Raw genomic sequence first — 16,967 nt, 5'->3', positions numbered from 1 at the left:
AACATGAAAACATCGCAATATCGTTTCCTGCTGCTACTGGCAGCTACCGCTATATTTTCCTGCAAAAAAGGGGAACCCATAAAAGCGGATCATCACTTTGGTTCCTTAACGGCTGAACTGGCCGACCTGCCGGGGACACCGGTCATGGACATTTATTTCAACGGCAAAAAACTCCCGGACAGCCTGACCATAGGCCCCATTTACGGTTTAAGCACGAGGCTCTTACTGGATGCAGGGGTAAAATCCAAACTCGCCTTTAAAAAGCATGGCACCGACAGCCTCCTGATCGATACCCTGATCACCATCCCTGCTGCAAACGTGCTCAATTTCAGGCTGGCCTACAGCGAGGAACTGGGATTGAAAACCTTCCTGGATGCCGGTTCGAGTGTTGGTGTGGATTCGGCCAAAGTACAGCTCTTCAACAACCTGAGCACCCTGCTGCCGGATGGCATCTCCGTAGATGGTTATTTGACCAGGACGCATAACGATGGCAGCGGCACCATAGATGACCTCGGTGTACTGCCCAACCTGAACCGGAAAACCATTTCCAAAGCGATGACCCTGGCGCTGAATGATGCCTCCGGGACGCCCTACAGCTACATTGTCCGGCTGAAAGACAAAGCCAGCGGGCAGTTCCTGACCGATGATTTCTTCGGGGAAGGCCCGGCTTTTTCCTTCGATAGTGCTGCCGGAGGGAAAACCGCCATCATCAGCCTGGTGCAGACGATACAGCGGGGGAAAAAGAAATTCGCGACGAATACAGCCATTTTATAACGCGCTTTTCTTTACACAGCAGATCGGGAAACTCCGATAATTGGGCGACTCACCGTTTTGTTGCCCGGAGAAAGCTGCGAGTATCACCCAGCTCTCTCAGGCCGCTGACGACGCAGTGATTACCGGAAAGTTCAGTACACCAGGAGGCAGTGCCACAAGGTCTGCCTCCTACTTTAAAAAGTCTTATGCAAACGACTACCATCGCTATCGCCATTCTCCTGCTTTTAAACCTGGCCATTGTATTGCTGGCGCGCTGGTTGGACCGGCAGTACTATATGCCGTTCCTCAAAAGCCTGAAAAAGGGGCCAATGGACCCGGCGTACAGCCCGGACCATCCTGTTCAAATGGCTGGCGAATTAAAAAATGGACAAAAAAACACCTATGTCCACTTTTTTATAAAATATGAACATAGGTAATAAAAAACGATTGAATTGAACGAAAGCGGTACCTATGTCCACCAATGCGTATAAAGTGACCATAGGTATATAAATTACGCACCCGATAGGAATTTCCCTCTTATTAAAAACACCAGCATCGCTCCCGAAAAATAAACTTACCGGCCCGTCATTTTCAGCGGTAACCGCGGATCTTTTCGATCATCTTTTCCAGGAACGCGATGGTCACTTCCTTATCCCGGCTCTCGGGCCGCGTGCCATGGCTGCGCAGGGTATCGGGCCGGATATCCGTTTTCCAGGGTGTTGACAAATAAGGGGCGACCGCTTTGCAGACCTTTCGAAAAGAACGGCCGACCAAAACGCCGGCATCTGTCGCAGCGCGCAGCAGGATACCCAGCTGATCGGCACTCAGCGCGCAAAGGATCTTGCTCAGTAAACCCGCCGGTATTTCTTCCGGCTCCGCAGGTAAAGCAGGCGGCAAATAGGCCGGGTAGCGGGTATACAGGCATAACGCAAGATCATTCAGTCGCTCCAGGATCATCTCACCCGTTTGACGAAGCAGGCCGGTTCTTGGATACTGACTCAGGTTATCAGCAGCCTGCTTTTGCAGCAGCCGGACAGCCTGGTCATAATGCCCGGCTACGACTTTGATATGCTCGCCGGTGTAGAGGCAAAAAGCCTGTGCTTTCAGCCGGGAAGTGACCTCGGCGAACTCATCGGGCAGCCGATCGCTGATGGCCCGCATGGTTTCCGCCGGTAAATGCTTCACACTTGTTTTCGCAGGATTCAGGGTGACTTCCACCACTTGATCCAGCCAGTGAAAAGGATAGGTTTGTTTTTCATCAGATCTTTCGCTCATTTCCTTCACATTTAGGTAAACGGAACAAACCTTCCACAAAAAACCGACAGCGTCCCGCCTCACAGCTTTCAGGCCGTACAGCAATTGACATTCAGGAAATTTGTTTGGGGAAGGTTTGGGGTTTGAACAAAAACGCGGGCTATGACATTGTTCAGGCCAACTAGGAAACGGCTAAGTAACCCGACAACCAATGAACAAGCACGCCCGCGTTTAAGCGGGCATTGCACTTGCTCTTGGTTGTCTATTTAAAAATTAGCCGTTTTTAGTTTAGCCAAGAAATATGAATGCTGAATATTATGATATGTTATCGTTAGCTATCTCTGTCTCGTAAAGTCATTTTTAAATCCTCCGTAAATATAGGTAAATAATTATTTGTTGTGTTGTTGCTCGCTTGCCTGCCATGCCCAGTCCAGTATCTGCCCGATCGTGCGATGCAGTTCGGCGCGGTCGCTTTTCTTGTTGGCATCCATTCCGCTGACCGTACTTTTATTCGTTTTCGCATGCAGCACGATATAATAGATGCCACCCAGCAACAGCGATACCACCGCCCGGAAATTGACACCGCTTCCCCCGAAAAAAGGATCTGTCTTTTCCAGCAGCCTGGCACCTTCCCGCTCGCGTTCCTCGGATATCCCGGTCAAAAGCGGGTTCGCCTCGCTGATCTGCCACAGGATGATCTGCTGCATCTCCGGGTTTTCCAGAAAGCCGGAAAAATTCGCCTGCATCAGTTCGCGAAAAAGCTGCTGCACCTGTGTCCGGCCCGGGTTATCACCCAGCTTAAATTTTTCAAAAAAGGGCAGCCAGTGGTCTTTCTCCCGGATATACGCCTTTTGCAGCCCTTCCATGTTTTCAAAATGATAGCGCACCACGTTTTTGTCCTTGCCGATGCGTTTGGCGATCCTGTTCGTTTTCAAACCCTGAAAACCCTCCTCGCGCAGCGTGTCGCCCACCGCCGCAATCAGCTCGCGCTGCGTTTCCTCGCCGTCTTTCAGCTTAAGCGTTTTCTTTCTGGTGACCATGTTTCTTGCTGATATGTAATTGCTGATCCACCCATTCAAAAGCATTGAGCACCCGGTCCATATGTTCGCGGGTATGTGTCGCCATGATGCTCATGCGCACGCGGGCATTCTTGCGCGGCACCGCCGGGTAACCGATCTGGTTAGCATACACACCTGCATGGAGCAACAGGCGAACTGCTTCCGCATTCAGCGCCGGGTCGCCCGTCATGACCGGCACAATGGCCGACTGCGTGTTGCCGGTATCCAGGCCCAGGGCCTTTAAGCCGCTTTTCAAATAATTGATGTTCTCCCAGAGCTTGTCTTTCCACCAGGGCTCTTCATCAATCAGGTCGATACTTTTCAGGATACAGGCTGACGCCGGCGTCGCCGTAACCGAAAAGATATGCTGCCTCGCCTGGAACTTTAAATAATTCACCAGGCCCGGTTTAGCGACCACATACCCGCCCAGATGCCCGAAAGTCTTCGAGAAGGTGCCGGTGATGATATCAACTTCCTGATAAAGATCATACAGCTCGATCACACCCCGGCCCGTTTCGCCGATCACGCCGATACCGTGCGCGTCATCCATGGCCACATAAGCCCCATGGGCGTGCGCCAGCCTCACCACATCATCCAGCTTACAGATATCCGCCGGCTGGGAATAAACCCCATCGACAATCACCATGCGGGTGCGGTACTGACCGGTCGTCTCCTTAAGGATACGTTCCAGCTTTTCCATATTGTTATGCGGGAACACCTTCTGGTTGGTCAGCTGGCAGCCCTCATACATACTGGCGTGAACCCCCATATCCAGGATAGCCAGATCCTCTTTTTTGAGCAGCGCCTGCATGGTCGCGCTGTTGGCCGTATAACCCGTCGTGTAGAGTATCGCCGCCTCGCGTTTAAAAAAGGCCGCGATCTTGTCCTCGATCTGCCGGTGGTAACTGATATGCCCGCCGATCGCCGGTGAAGCCGCAGCGCCCGCGCCGTATCTGCGGATACCTTCGATAGCCGCTTCGATCACTTTGGGGTGCTGGCTAAAACCCAGGTAGTCATTAAAGACCAGCGCCACGAAATTCCGGTGCGGATTGCCCGGAAGCTCCATTTCAATTTCCGGACGGCAGCCATTGAGGCTTTCCTGGCGGTAGTTCCAGTGTCCGCGGCTTGCCCAGTCTTCGATGTAATGCCCGAATTCCTCGGCCCAGCCGAAAGGATCAAGGCCGGCCATGTTCTCAAAATCCTTGAAACTGGCCTGTGCATAATTGATGTTGTTCATAGGTAGTATTGTTTTTTAGTTCCCGCCCCGGCCGGGGCGAACCGGGGTATATTAATTATCAATTAATATCATTTCAAATTTCGTCAGCATACCGGCGCGAAACTATCATCCATTTGTACATTTAGTTAAAATTTGTCCTGGTGCAATTTGCGGAAGGCTTTAGGACTGATGCGTTTCCTTCTCCGGAAAAAATAAGCGAAATGCGACTGCGAAATGAAGTTGAGCTGAAAGGCGATCTCTTTGATGGTAAAGGCCGTCACGCCAAGCAGAGATTCCGCTTCGGCAATGATGCGGGCCTCCACCAGTTCATCCACATTACTACCGGTCAGTTTGCTGGCCAGTTGGTTGAGTTTCCGGGCAGACAGGCCAAGCTTTTCAGCGTAGAATGGTGCGCCGCGGTGGATGAGATAGTGCCGTTCGATAAGCATTTTAAGCTGGCGCACCTGTTCGGCCTGACCGGGGTGCAGCAATGCCGGGTGAACAGGCTGGTGAAGGCGGTTGGCGGCGTAAAGGAGTATGCCGATCAAATCAGCAGCGAGTGTATGCTGCGGATAAGCGGCGCTTTCGGCTGCGAGCAGTGGCAAGATTTGCGCAAAGGTCACAGCTGTTGCCGGGTCAAGATCGATGTAGGGCAATGGCGTCAAAAAATCAAACAGGCCATGCTGCTCATCGGCGGGGTGATGGCGGAGAAAACGGTGAAAGATATCAGGATGAAAAAGAATAAGCCATCCTGTTTCCGGTTGCTGCAATACCCGGTGTGCAAGACCTTCCTGTACAAACAGCACGCGTCCGGGAAGTAACGGATGGTTCCTGAAGGCAACCTGATGCTCGCCAAAACCGCCGGTTACCCACAGCAACATAAAAAATTGGTGCCTGTGGTGCCGGTAGGACAGGGAATCCTTCCCGTAAGGAAGTTGCCATACATTAACAAGCGTGTTTCCGGGCATTTGCTGGACAGGCAATTTTTTTTTCAAGTAAGTATAAGTGTTTTTTTAGATGTTTAGACTTCCGGTCAATTGGCCGCCGCCAGGGGTAAGGTACCGGGACTGACCAGCCGGGTCGGGGAATGAGAGGCCTCCGTTACGTTAGTCGGCGTTTCCATACCCTTAAAAACTCGCAATATTTTCCGGTGACAGGAGCAGATAAAACCCTTTCCCGTGTAAAATAGCCCGCCGCGCTTACGGCGGGCATCTTCTCATGTGATTAACTATTTACTGATTCATTTTACGAAAATGAAAAAACGATAAAGAACGAAGCGAAGACTTTTCAGTAATGGCGCCCCGCCAAGCAGGAGGCGGGGCCACCAAAACACGGACTAACCAACTAGTCTCTTTTGGACCCGGATAAATGCTGCAATAGCTTTGTCCAGATGTTCCTGTTCATGCGCGAAGGACAATTGCACGCGGATGCGGGCTTTGCCATGCGGGACGACGGGGTGGGAAAAACCAACGACATAAATTCCTTCTTCAAGCATCTGCGCGGCGAATTCCTGGGCCAAATTTGCTTTATAGAGCATGACCGGCACAATTGGATGGGTACCCTGCCGGATGTCAAAACCGGCAGCGGTCATTTGCTCCCGGAAATATTTTGTGTTACTTTCCAGTTTGTCACGCCGCACCGTGTTTTTCAACAGGTCCAATACCGCCAGCGATGCACCGGTGATTGCCGGTGCCAGGGTATTGGAAAATAAATACGGACGTGACCTTTGGCGGAGTAGCTCAATAATCTCCTTTCTGCCCGAGGTAAAACCGCCGGACGCTCCGCCCAGGGCTTTACCCAGTGTGCCGGTGATAATATCTATTTTACCCATAACGCCATGATGCTCGTGGGTTCCGCGCCCGGTTTTACCGATGAAACCGGTGCTGTGGCTTTCGTCCACCATAACCAGTGCATTATATTTTTCTGCTAAAGCACAAATTTTGTCGAGCTGCGCAATGGTGCCATCCATGGAGAATGCGCCGTCGGTCACAATGATCCGGTGCCGGGAAGGCAGCGCGGCTTGCAGCCTTTTTTCGAGATCTGCCATGTCGTTGTGCCGGTAGCGATAGCGTTGCGCCTTGCATAGCCGCACGCCATCGATAATGGAGGCATGGTTCAGCTCATCCGAAATGATGGCATCCTGATCGTTGAACAAGGGCTCAAAAACACCGCCGTTGGCATCAAAAGCCGCTGCGTAAAGGATCGTATCCTCTGTGCCTAGGAATTCCGACAACTTCCTTTCTAATGCTTTATGGATATCCTGCGTGCCGCAAATAAACCGGACTGAGGAGAGTCCGTACCCATGGGTGTCCAGGGCGGCTTTTGCCGCGGCGATGACGGCCGGATGGTTGGACAACCCTAAATAATTGTTCGCGCAAAAATTTATTACGGTTTTACCATTTACGGTGATCGCCGCGCTTTGCGGAGATGTGATGATCCGTTCCCGTTTATATAAACCCGCTGATTCAATAGCGGCAAGCTCCTGCTGTAATAATGGTTGTAGCGTATGATACATCTATTTCAAATTATCGTGTATAGTATAGCCATCCAGCGTGATCTCCGGACTCAGGTAGTGCGGCTTTATTGGTTCCGGCCGGAACAGGGCGGTACTGAGGTATTTCTGGTTGCTGTCGGGGAAAACGGTAACGACAACGGCATTTCTTCCCAGTTCCTGCTGCACCTTGATAGCCCCTAACAGGTTGGCACCGGACGATATGCCTACCCCCAGGCCCAGCTCTTTACCCAGCCGCTGCGCTAACAATATGGCATCTCCGTCATAAACCTGGACAACCGGGTCGAGTTCTTTGAGGTTGACGATAGCGGGGATAAATTCATCACTGATGCCCTGTATGCGGTGACTACCCACCTTATATCCGGTGGTCAGTGTCGGGCTTTCGGCAGGCTCCAGCGGATGGATCGCGATTTCAGGATAAATGCTTTTCAGAAAACCGCCTACGCCCATAATGGTACCGCCGGTACCGACACCGGCCGCAAAAGCCTGCGGCTTTAATTTTAATAAGAGTAATTGACGATCAATTTCCTTACCGGTCGTGCGCTCATGTGCCTCCACGTTATATCTGTTCTGGAACTGCCGCGGTAAAAATACGCGGTCATGGAAACTCATGGCCTCTGCAAGCTGAATGCTTCCTAAAAAGCCGCCTTGTTCTTTACTCACCAGTTGCACTTCAGCTCCGTAACCTTTCAGAATATCGACGCGCTCCTTGCTCATCCAGTCCGGCATAATAATGCGAACACGGTGCCCCAGTTTGGTGCCGATCGCCGCGAAGGCAATACCTGTATTACCGGAGGTGGCTTCCACGATCTGGTCACCGGGCTGGATATGGCCGAGTTCATATGCTTTTTCCAGGATGTATAATGCCATCCTGTCTTTGATACTGCCTGTCAGATGACCCTGTTCACATTTGACCAGAATGCGCTGTAAAGGTCCACACTTGAAATGATAGCGCACCTCGATCAGCTTGCTGTTACCGACCATTTGCCAGAGATTGGCCAGTTTTTGTTTGTTTTCCTTTAGCATAGCGACTTCTCTCTCAAATTTGTCAGCATATCCGTTGTCATCCTGGCTATATCGTATTCCTCCTGCCAGCCCCAATCGCGGCGGGCCTTTACATCACTGATACAGGCCGGCCAATTATCCGCGATGGCTTGTCTAAAATCGGGGAAGTAACTCATTCCGAAATCCGGCAAATGCTGTTTGATCTGCGCACCCAGTTCCTTGGGAGAAAAACTCATCGCCGCTAAATTGTAGGAAGTCCGCACCGAAATATTTTCCAGGGGTGCAGCCATCAGTTCCAGCGTGGCGCGGACTGCATCCGGAATATACATCATCGGTAAGGTGGCATGTTCACTTAAAAAACATTCGTAGTATCCTTTATTAACGGCATCATTAAATATCTCAACTGCGTAATCCGTCGTTCCGCCGCCTGGCCTGGTCCGGTGACTGATTAATCCGGGGTAACGGAGGCTGCGGACATCCAGACCGTATTTATTAAAGTAATACTGGCACCACTGTTCGCCCGCCGCTTTGCTGATTCCGTAAACTGTTGATGGATTGACCTCGGCGCGGTGATCAAAGACAGCGATACTGCTCGGCCAGAATATCTTTTCGACACCGCTTTCTTTAGCAACGTCCAGGACGTTGAGCAAACCCTGCATATTGATATCCCAGGCCTTCGCGGGGTTTTGCTCTCCCGAAGCAGACAATACGGCCGCCAGATGATAGATCTGCTTAATGCCGCGATGCCTGATCAGGTAGCCGAGCTTCTTTTTATTAAGCACATCCAGCTGAACATATAAACCCTCGCGCTGGGAAGTATCCAGCGCCGGGTGAATATCGGCCGCTATCACATTTTTCCATCCATATTTGCGCCGCAATGCGCGGGTTAGTTCCGTACCCAGTTGCCCGCAGGCCCCGATCACCAAAGTTTTCATAAACCAGCCGCCATTTGTAAGGCATTGTAAGCGTTCACAATACCGCCGGTGGCACAATAATTAGTTAAGGCCTCCGATTTGATCACACTTTTCAGGATAATGTTTTTGACCTGAATGGCCGATAATTTCGGGTAGTATTCCCTGATCAATGCAGCAAGGCCGGCAACGACCGGTGCAGCCATGCTGGTGCCATTGAAATAGTCATATTTGGAACCCGGAATGCTGCTGTAAATCTGAACCCCCGGGGCGAAGACATCGACTTCGTTCTTACCGTAATTGGAAAAACCAGCCTTTTCACCTTTTAACCCGGACGCACCAACTACAATGTAAGCAGCGGCTTTGCCCCCGCTTAAATAACTGGGGTTGGGGAAATGTGCAGAGCTATCAATATTTTTATCATCATTGCCGGCGGCCTGGATGAGCAGGACATCCTTTTTGATGGCGTATTTAACGGCATCATCTACGGCGGTTTTGTCTTGGTTATAATCTTTTCCAAAGCTCATATTGATGACCTTCGCCCCGTGATCGGCTGCATAGCGGATGGCGTTGGCGATATCTTTATCCCGTTCGTCACCATCCGGCACGGCACGGACAGCAAGGACACGAACGTTATCAGCAATCCCGTCGGCACCCAGGCCATTGCCCCGTAAACCGGCAATGATCCCTGCGACGTGTGTACCATGATGCGCATCCGGGCCCATACAATCCGGGCTGCCGTAGATCACTTGTTTACTGTTAAAATAATCATCGCCTACATAGAGGGGCCTGGGGTCATAAGCAGTATTCAGCTGGTAATCAATTTCTGCTTCGAATCTGGTAATGCCTTCGGACAGTTGCTTTTTGAAGGCTGCCAGGTCATCATTATCAGCCAGCACGTTCAGCAAGGTCCTGGCGACCTTTTGCTCTGCTAAATTCTTGGGCGGATACGCTTTGATGTCGGCAAGGTTAAAATTCGTTTTGATAGCGGATTCCAGTTCCCCGATCACGCGCAGATAGTCAGAATAATTTCGCAGGTTGTTTTTCGCCGTAGCCAGTTGCCTGGTCAGTAATGCCTTCTGGGTATGGTACGCCGTCAGGTCATTAATGCTTAAGCGACTGGTGTCCCCGGCTTCGAACTGTCGCACCTGGCGGGTCAGTTCAAGGTTGTCATATTGGACATTCCCTTTGGCGGAGCCGATAAAGCTCCAGCCGTACGTACCATTATCGTTTTTCTTCTTTTTGGGGTTGATCCATAGAATGCTTTTAAGGTCCTCATGCAGGGTATCAACGCCCGCGTCAATCACCGCAACGATGACGGGCCTTGCTTTTTTGCCCTGTAATAGAGTATAAGCTTTTTCGGTACTTATGCCGAACAGACTGTCTTTTTGTAAATCTTTGTTCTGCCAGTTGGGGACATGTTGGCCATAACTTCCTTTAGTAAGAAGGAGTCCTATGGCAAACAATACGGTCTTAAATAATTGCTTCATTTCGGGTTTAAAACCGAAAATTAAGCGGTGAATCTCTTATTTGCAGGTGAAGACCTAATTTCCGAACTAAGTAATAAAATTGCCAAGCAATTCCATTATAAATAAAGTTTTTTTAAGAAAAAATGCAGGGCTTTAAATTATAAACGCCGGCTAAGACTCCCGATTCAAATCCTCGCCGAAGAACAAGTCGGGTCCGCCGGCTTTGACGTCAAAAGATAAGGTTTGGCCCGGCATGATCGCATCGTCCCATTCCTCTTTCCTGATATTAATGGCGGCTTGTTCCCCTATGCCAACCTTAAATAACTGAGGGTAACCCGGTACTGACGCAACGCGGGTCACTCTAAGTTTCAGGACACGGTGGTCGCCGGCAACAGTCGGCGGTTCGAAATACTCAACCACCCCGGTTACCCTGGACTTGTTCTCAATGATGCGCATCATAATTTATAAAGATAACTTTTATCAGATCACACTGATATCGCAGACGATATCGGCGCCGTTCTGTCGGATATTTGTTACCCTGACACTACTGTCCAAACCTCCGTAAGAAAGCGCATTCGGGTTGGAGCTCTGGTCAAAATGCGTGTTGCCTTTAGCGCCAGGAAAGGGATCACCAGCATCACCGGGATTTTTATTTCTTTCCAGTTCCTGATTACCGTCCGCCTGTAACAGGCCGACTTTGTAGTGCCGGGCATTCGCATTGTCCGGCATAGCGTCGTCAATATGCCAGATCAGTAAACCCCCAGCCGGGAGGTAACTATCGTATTTATCTTGCTGACGGTTTTCCAACAAAAAATACTCGTTGCCGGGCAGGCCGTTTTTCCATAGCCTTTTTATGGTGTAACCCGTCTTTACATCACTGATACGGACCGCGGTCTGGTTAGTTTTTGGTATGTCTATCGTCACCCAGCCTTGGTTGGCCTTGCACCAAGCAGAGGGATGCGCGGGAGTGTCGCCGCCGTTGTTCCAGCTGCCGCCGCTCATCAGACACCAGGCACCAATCCCCTCACTTCTGTAGGAAGTATCGTACAGATCGGGGAAACCAAAAAGCAAATGTCCAAGTTCGTGGGCACAAACGCCAAGCTTGTAGTCTTCCGGTACCGTTAAGTAACTGTAAACATTGACTACGTTTCCGGGAGGTGTATAAGCACCTCCGTCTAACACCCATTTATGTGACCATATTTGGGCCGGATTGTTGGTTACTTCGGCTCCTGTACCCGCATGCACAACAATAAAGGCATCGATATAGCCATCTTTATCGTTGTCGTAATCGCTTAGATTAAGGCCCGGCGGCAAAGCCATAATTGCATCACGGGCCATGGTTTGCGCGTTGGGTTTAGCACTTCCCATACCACTTTTCAGGTGGGCGTAGGCGGCCAGTGTCTGTGGCATCATGAAGGGTCCGATGACGTCGCCCTGAATAGTGATCTGGCCATTGGTAACTTCCTGATAATATTCTTTTACACTGCCGGTCGGTATAACATTACTCGAAAAAAACAAGTCTTCAAAATGACTTGCAGGTGTTGCCAAAGGCTGATCACTAAATTCGGCTAATACCACCAATACATTAAGCGTCCCGCGAAGCGGTGTCTGTTGCGCCCTCGCGGAGCGCGCCGGTGCCATCGATGTACCTAGCGGGAACATGTTACCGGGGTAGATCAGACCATCATCCAAGCCGGCGCGGTTTTCGTCGACGAAGGTTAGTTTCTCGAAGAGAAGGTTACGTCCTTGTTTTTCCTTGAGTTCCGTAAGGAGGTCATCCATTTCTTTTTTTAATTTGGGATGAGGGGGAACGGCCTGGCAGTCGGCCCGCCGGTCGGTATAAGCGCCAAGTGCGGGGTTGATGTTGCTATAATTCATGATTTTGGGTTTATTTTTCAAATATTTCGGCATTGAAAATAATTCCGATATTCGGATGGAAGCCGCGGTATCCCGGAACGGGCAGTTCGGCTTCGGTGCCTTTAACAGTGCGCAGGTCAGCGAAGATTTGGAAATAGTTATACTGGAAGGTGCATTTGACACCCCAGGAGTTAATAGTGGTTTTCAGGGGCGAGCTTTCATTGCTGGTAAAAAGGTATTTGTAATCCTTGGTTCCCGGATCAGGAATGTTGACTGACGCTAAATAAGGTGAGATGGTAAAGCTGACCTTATCATCAGCATCGACGTAGAGATATTGGAAATTAACACCGTAGGTGCTGTTGATTGTATAAAATGTGCGGGCGGAATCGGTTTTGCGCCCGCTAACGGTCTTGGTGGCGAATTCAAAGAAGGGCGATATCAGGTAATAGTCGGGATTTTTGCCCAGCGCTATATTAAATACGATACTGCCGGAAAATGAATTCTTGCCCGCGTCGGGGAACAGTACGGTATTCACAAGCAGACTGTCGGTGTTGGCTGCGTTCACGTTAAAGCCAAAGTTCACGTCAATGAAGGCAGGTACCTTCCAGGCGCCAAGGGTACCCTTGAACGGCCGGATATAACCGGAAAGCTTGCCGGAGGAATTGATATTGTTAAAAGTTTCAGTATTGGTGTTCCCGATACCGTAAAGGCCAAAGGTTGGCAATTTGGTGGCATCGAAATCGTTGGTGCCGGCATAGGCCGGGGCAGCGGCGCCGCCGCTGCTGCCTTTGCTGAAAGGCACGAAGCTGCGTGCGCTCATTTGTGCTTTTGCTGTTAAGGAGAACAAGCAAAAACCGATCAGAATGAATTTCATGTGCAAGTAAGATTAATTTTTTGCGTTAATGGCCAGAACGAATGCGAGGTAAGCGGTGATCACTCCGATTAAGGTTTTGCCGTACTGCGGGATAAGCGTGACAATGGGGTCGGGTTTTTCTTTAAAGGTAGCAGCTGCCCAGGCAATGGCGCAGGCTACGAGGCTGATGATATAGATTAATACTGCGGCCGCCTGAATAAGCTCCCGACGGGTCATGGGCTCGGGTATTTCAGGTATTTGCTGCGGAGCAAGGGCGACACGGGCCAGCGCGGCCGCAGGTCTAGTGATGGAAATGCCCAACACGGCACCCAGGTTTGTCAACAAGATGGCACCGATACCTGTGGTCAGTGTTTCAAGAGCCTCCGGCATCCTGACCGCAGTGGGCTTGCCGGCTTCAATAACTTCGATCGGAAAAAAAATGGCGAAAGCGATACCATACAAGTAAAGCGCCAGGCCGGTGAATAACAGCAGCCAGCCAATAAGTGCAGTTAGATTCTTCATGATAATAAGTTCAGGATGCCTACTCTTTGAAACCCTTTTCGGCATACGGGCGAAATATCCGCTATAACTGCAAATCGATTTTGTCAATTCGCTAACCTGCTGATGTTTGTGTTAAAATTAACATTCATCTTCCTTAAAACCAAGGCTTTAATAATTTTTTTTTACGACTTTGATCTGGGGTATATTTAAGGTGGGTTAGATGGGCTTAGAGTTCAAATGCGCCATAGGTTTTGATTTCCTTCAAAACAAAGCTGCTTTCAATATTTTGTACATTCGGCCAGTTGGTGAGTTCATTCATGAGCCAGTCGTTATACGCCTGGGGGTCTTTAACGGCGATGAAGATGACAAAATCCCATTTGCCGGCCAGATGGCAGCAGAACTGAACATGGGACACGGCAAGAATCTTTTGTTCAAAAGCTTCGATGGCCGCCTTGCTTTGGCGTTCGAGCTTGACGTGGGTTTCGGCCATGACCGGGATACCGATCTTTTCGCGGTCCAGGAGGGTGATGTATTTTTTAATGTACCCTTTGTTTTCCAGGCGGGTCAGGCGTTCATGCACCGTTGGGGCGGACTTAAACACCCGTGCGGCCAGCTGGCGATCTGTGATTCGCGCGTCCTGCTGGATAAAGTTCAGAATTTTGATATCGGTCGGGTCGAGTGTGGCCATATAACTACATTTTCAATTGTCCTTTTTCATTGGGCTGCACGTCATGCAGCCCTGCTAATGACCGATGACTGTTCCTCCAAAGGTTTCAAGGCAATGGCCGCACTCTTACTGAACCGCTTAAGGCAGGGGCCTTCCAGTTCGTTGTACAAGCGTTGCAGATCTTCATCCCTGCCGATTCTCTGGACGACCACCTCATCATTAAAGCAGGTAGCTACCGTAGCGCCGTGCCGCTGCAGTTGGTTGAATAAACCCGCTTGATTGGCCTGCTGATCCAGCGTATACAGGCCAACTTTCTGGTACCAGGCATCCGCTTTGGGGCAGGTTTCCACCCGGCATACCTCGATGATATTACGAAGCCTGGCTGCCATGTTTTTAATTTCTTCTGCCGTTGACCACAATTCGATGGTAATCAGCACTTCATTGTGACTGTCCGTCTTTGCTGCATGGATGCTATCCATGGCTATGCCTTTCCGGTTCAGCATCGTAGTGATGATGCTGACCAGCCCTTTCCTGTCTTCGGAGAGGATCGTTAATAAATAATTTACTTTCATGGTCTTATAAAATGTCTCCTTCTTTAATATTGTCGTTTCTTGCTTTGTACCGTAATGGTTTTGTTCTTCCCCTGCCATTCATTACCCTCCATTGGCCGGCAGCTCCCTTTTAATCAGCAGATCAAAGCATTATTTGCATCCGTGCGAACCGCCTGGGAAAGCAGGCTGTAATTACCGTAGCAGGTATTGATACTGTCTTTCGTCAGAACCTTTTCCAGTGCTGCGGCATCATCAGTTCGGATGATCAATAAAAATTATAAACAAGAGAAAAAAGCGCACCTGAAAAAATCCAGGCGCGCCCAACTAACTATTATTGAACTGATATTAATCTTTTACGCCCGGTCTTCTAAATCTTGTCGTAATTACCAGTGATATTGTATTTCACACCGTTGTCCTGTTCAACAGCACTATTTATTGTCAGTTCTTTTCCATCCATTCGCCAGGTCTCGACATTTCGCAATAGAAACTTGCCATCCAAACCCACAGTTTCATACATAATCACAAAGGAACCATCGTTATTGAATTTTAAACTGGAAACCGTGGTATTCCCATTAGCCCCCTTAGTTTTTAAGCTTGGCGAGACAAATTTGTAACAATAGCTTACAACAGGTAGATCTTCCGATTTTTCATTTACCTTGTATTTCGAAATGGTTAAACTGTCTTTCTCTTGAACAATCTTAACCGATTTCGGTAAAACATAGTAAGGTAAATTCCCCCACTTAGTTTTTGCAGTGTCGATCCTGTAACTGCCAGAATAATCAACACTTTGAGCATTTGTTAAGGATATAAAAGCAAACGATATAAATAATATGAATAATGTTTTCATGCTGACTTCGTTAATTTGCTGACAAAGCTTTTTTAATAATATCAATCCAAGCCAACACCCCTGAATCATTTGGGTTTACCTCGCCCGTTAACCTATTTAAATTAGGGGCTTGAGGGGAATTGGCCAGTAATATTCTGCCGTCTTTACCAATTATCATGTACTGAGGAGCGCCAACCAATTGGTAATGTTTGGTAAAAGGGTGTTCTTCCCCCTGTCCATTTGTATATACATTGACGGACTGTGCGTGTGTATAGCGCTGACTTTTTACCGCTGCAATAAATAAGTCGCGTTTCTTGTCTTCGTTAATACTTAAGAGTACAACATTGGGGTTATCCTGGAAGGCGTCTAGTACAGGCGTCATCGCCTGTGATAGTCTTATGCAACCGGAACAACCTGTAAAATAGACATCCAGAATAACAACTTTCCCCTTAAAATCGCTAATATTAACGACCTTACCATTCATATCCGAAAATTGTCCGTCAAAAACCATCGATCCAATTCTAAGGCGATCAACATAGTTTAAAACTGTTGTTTTATAATAGCTATCATTTATTTCGTTTGTTATAGAGTCTAAATTTAACCCTGAATGATAAGAATCCCACAAGGCCATAATTGATAAAAGTTTGTCACGGACAACGCCTTTATAGCCATTTTTTACAGATTCAAACATTTTTTCAGAACGTTGTTCCTCTCCACGCGTTTTAAGTCTGGCTATAATTTGTTCTTTCAAAATTAAAGCATCTCCGAAGTTTGCAGCCTTAACGGACAAATCATTTGGTTTTTCTAACTGAGCAAATCCTATTGGATGATGTGAAAGATATACCCTAACGACACTGTCTGTATTACTACGAAGCGCCACCAGTTCTTGATTCGCGTGCATAGCATTGATAGTTAATTGGAGAATGGATATAACACCCGCGCTTATTTTATCCTTATTAGTATACAAAACTGCCATTGCGTTCTTTTCAATCTTATCCCATACACTGTTCTGATACTCAATGTTCTCAATAGGATCATCAATTCGTTTGTAGGAGTTTTGATTTTGATCCGAAATAAGGTGCGTCAGCCAAACCATAAAATTATATTTAGCGGATCCTTTCCCGCTAAAGATAGGGTCACCTAAACTTAGTGTGATATGTATATGATCTTCTGGCTCTGTCAGAAAAAAATCATTTATAATTATATATCCATCAGGTGAATCTCTAAAAACTTTTATGCTGCCAAACGGCATACGAGACAGGTTACCTAAATTAAAGTGAAATCTACCATTAACTACTTTGGAATAATGTGTTGCGGTTACCGGTATAAAACTCGACGGAGAGTTGTAATATTCAATTTTGATACTATCTGTTTCAATCCCTACTATTTCACCATCTATGGTATACCCGTGAATGGACGATTGACAAAATGCGCTTTGAGTCTCACAAATACCCAAAACCAGGACTAGCAGTAAAAATAATTTTTTCATATAGATTTATACAATTGGAGAGGGTTACACTCTCCAATCCATTTT

19 protein-coding genes are annotated in these 16,967 nt (G+C 48.5%); 2 read left to right on the top strand and 17 right to left on the bottom strand.

The window, feature by feature from the left end; genetic code table 11:
• Positions 1 to 3 precede the first annotated feature (3 nt).
• Both BDD43_RS11095 and BDD43_RS11090 read left to right on the top strand, forming a co-directional pair.
• Positions 4 to 774 carry a hypothetical protein gene (locus BDD43_RS11095; protein WP_121197732.1) on the top strand — a complete coding sequence of 257 codons (771 nt, stop codon included), beginning with the start codon at positions 4 to 6 and terminating at the stop codon, positions 772 to 774.
• 185 nt (positions 775 to 959) lie between these two features.
• On the top strand, positions 960 to 1,190 hold the full coding sequence (locus tag BDD43_RS11090) for a hypothetical protein (RefSeq protein WP_121197731.1): 231 nt from the start codon (positions 960 to 962) through the stop codon (positions 1,188 to 1,190).
• Positions 1,191 to 1,344: 154 nt separating this feature from the next.
• Here BDD43_RS11090 and BDD43_RS11085 read toward each other — a convergent pair whose 3' ends face one another.
• The 17 genes from BDD43_RS11085 to BDD43_RS11010 all read right to left on the bottom strand — a co-directional run bounded on the left by BDD43_RS11085 (position 1,345) and on the right by BDD43_RS11010 (position 16,922).
• The gene (locus BDD43_RS11085; RefSeq protein ID WP_121197730.1) at positions 1,345 to 2,028 is read right to left on the bottom strand and encodes a hypothetical protein; all 684 of its coding nucleotides are present in this window, start codon (positions 2,026 to 2,028) and stop codon (positions 1,345 to 1,347) included.
• 368 nt (positions 2,029 to 2,396) lie between these two features.
• Entirely contained in the window at positions 2,397 to 3,047 is a 651-nt protein-coding gene (locus tag BDD43_RS11080) for a TetR/AcrR family transcriptional regulator (RefSeq protein ID WP_162847042.1), read from the bottom strand.
• Positions 3,022 to 4,302 carry an aminotransferase class I/II-fold pyridoxal phosphate-dependent enzyme gene (locus BDD43_RS11075; protein WP_121197728.1) on the bottom strand — a complete coding sequence of 427 codons (1,281 nt, stop codon included), beginning with the start codon at positions 4,300 to 4,302 and terminating at the stop codon, positions 3,022 to 3,024. Before BDD43_RS11075 ends, BDD43_RS11080 begins: the two co-directional genes overlap by 26 nt.
• Positions 4,303 to 4,427: 125 nt before the next feature.
• Positions 4,428 to 5,276, bottom strand: coding sequence for an AraC family transcriptional regulator (locus BDD43_RS11070; protein ID WP_147425616.1), 849 nt, complete (start codon positions 5,274 to 5,276; stop codon positions 4,428 to 4,430).
• A gap of 341 nt (positions 5,277 to 5,617) precedes the next feature.
• The gene (kbl, locus tag BDD43_RS11065) at positions 5,618 to 6,796 is read right to left on the bottom strand and encodes a glycine C-acetyltransferase (protein ID WP_121197726.1); all 1,179 of its coding nucleotides are present in this window, start codon (positions 6,794 to 6,796) and stop codon (positions 5,618 to 5,620) included.
• Positions 6,797 to 7,819, bottom strand: coding sequence for a PLP-dependent cysteine synthase family protein (locus BDD43_RS11060; RefSeq protein WP_211339670.1), 1,023 nt, complete (start codon positions 7,817 to 7,819; stop codon positions 6,797 to 6,799). It abuts the gene before it with no gap.
• Complete coding sequence (locus BDD43_RS11055; protein ID WP_121197725.1) at positions 7,813 to 8,733, bottom strand: NAD-dependent epimerase/dehydratase family protein; 921 nt, start codon at positions 8,731 to 8,733, stop codon at positions 7,813 to 7,815. The genes BDD43_RS11060 and BDD43_RS11055 overlap by 7 nt, the downstream gene beginning before the upstream one ends.
• Complete coding sequence (locus BDD43_RS11050; RefSeq protein WP_121197724.1) at positions 8,730 to 10,199, bottom strand: S8 family serine peptidase; 1,470 nt, start codon at positions 10,197 to 10,199, stop codon at positions 8,730 to 8,732. The genes BDD43_RS11055 and BDD43_RS11050 overlap by 4 nt, the downstream gene beginning before the upstream one ends.
• A 150-nt stretch (positions 10,200 to 10,349) precedes the next feature.
• A complete protein-coding gene (locus tag BDD43_RS11045) occupies positions 10,350 to 10,637 on the bottom strand; it encodes a hypothetical protein (RefSeq protein ID WP_121197723.1) in 288 nt (95 codons plus the stop codon).
• 21 nt (positions 10,638 to 10,658) lie between these two features.
• On the bottom strand, positions 10,659 to 11,840 hold the full coding sequence (locus BDD43_RS11040) for a M6 family metalloprotease domain-containing protein (protein ID WP_162847041.1): 1,182 nt from the start codon (positions 11,838 to 11,840) through the stop codon (positions 10,659 to 10,661).
• Positions 11,841 to 12,066: 226 nt separating this feature from the next.
• Positions 12,067 to 12,909: a hypothetical protein gene (locus BDD43_RS11035; protein WP_147425615.1), complete on the bottom strand. Its 843-nt coding sequence runs from the start codon at positions 12,907 to 12,909 to the stop codon at positions 12,067 to 12,069.
• Positions 12,910 to 12,921: 12 nt separating this feature from the next.
• Positions 12,922 to 13,410: a hypothetical protein gene (locus BDD43_RS11030; RefSeq protein ID WP_147425614.1), complete on the bottom strand. Its 489-nt coding sequence runs from the start codon at positions 13,408 to 13,410 to the stop codon at positions 12,922 to 12,924.
• A 205-nt stretch (positions 13,411 to 13,615) separates the two neighbouring features.
• Positions 13,616 to 14,077 carry an Lrp/AsnC family transcriptional regulator gene (locus BDD43_RS11025; protein ID WP_121197719.1) on the bottom strand — a complete coding sequence of 154 codons (462 nt, stop codon included), beginning with the start codon at positions 14,075 to 14,077 and terminating at the stop codon, positions 13,616 to 13,618.
• Between the two features lie 41 nt (positions 14,078 to 14,118).
• Complete coding sequence (locus BDD43_RS11020) at positions 14,119 to 14,706, bottom strand: ACT domain-containing protein (RefSeq protein ID WP_121197718.1); 588 nt, start codon at positions 14,704 to 14,706, stop codon at positions 14,119 to 14,121.
• A gap of 35 nt (positions 14,707 to 14,741) precedes the next feature.
• Positions 14,742 to 14,876, bottom strand: coding sequence for a hypothetical protein (locus BDD43_RS30795; RefSeq protein ID WP_262707410.1), 135 nt, complete (start codon positions 14,874 to 14,876; stop codon positions 14,742 to 14,744).
• Between the two features lie 98 nt (positions 14,877 to 14,974).
• Positions 14,975 to 15,454 carry a hypothetical protein gene (locus BDD43_RS11015; RefSeq protein WP_121197717.1) on the bottom strand — a complete coding sequence of 160 codons (480 nt, stop codon included), beginning with the start codon at positions 15,452 to 15,454 and terminating at the stop codon, positions 14,975 to 14,977.
• Positions 15,455 to 15,464: 10 nt separating this feature from the next.
• Positions 15,465 to 16,922 (bottom strand): TlpA family protein disulfide reductase, encoded by a 1,458-nt coding sequence (locus BDD43_RS11010; RefSeq protein ID WP_121197716.1) that lies wholly within the window; start codon positions 16,920 to 16,922, stop codon positions 15,465 to 15,467.
• Positions 16,923 to 16,967: the final 45 nt, after the last annotated feature.

The organism is Mucilaginibacter gracilis (genome assembly GCF_003633615.1).
Lineage (GTDB): Bacteria > Bacteroidota > Bacteroidia > Sphingobacteriales > Sphingobacteriaceae > Mucilaginibacter > Mucilaginibacter gracilis.
The sequence above is the reverse complement of the archived record's forward strand: the minus strand, read 5'-3'. Positions and strand labels throughout refer to the sequence as shown.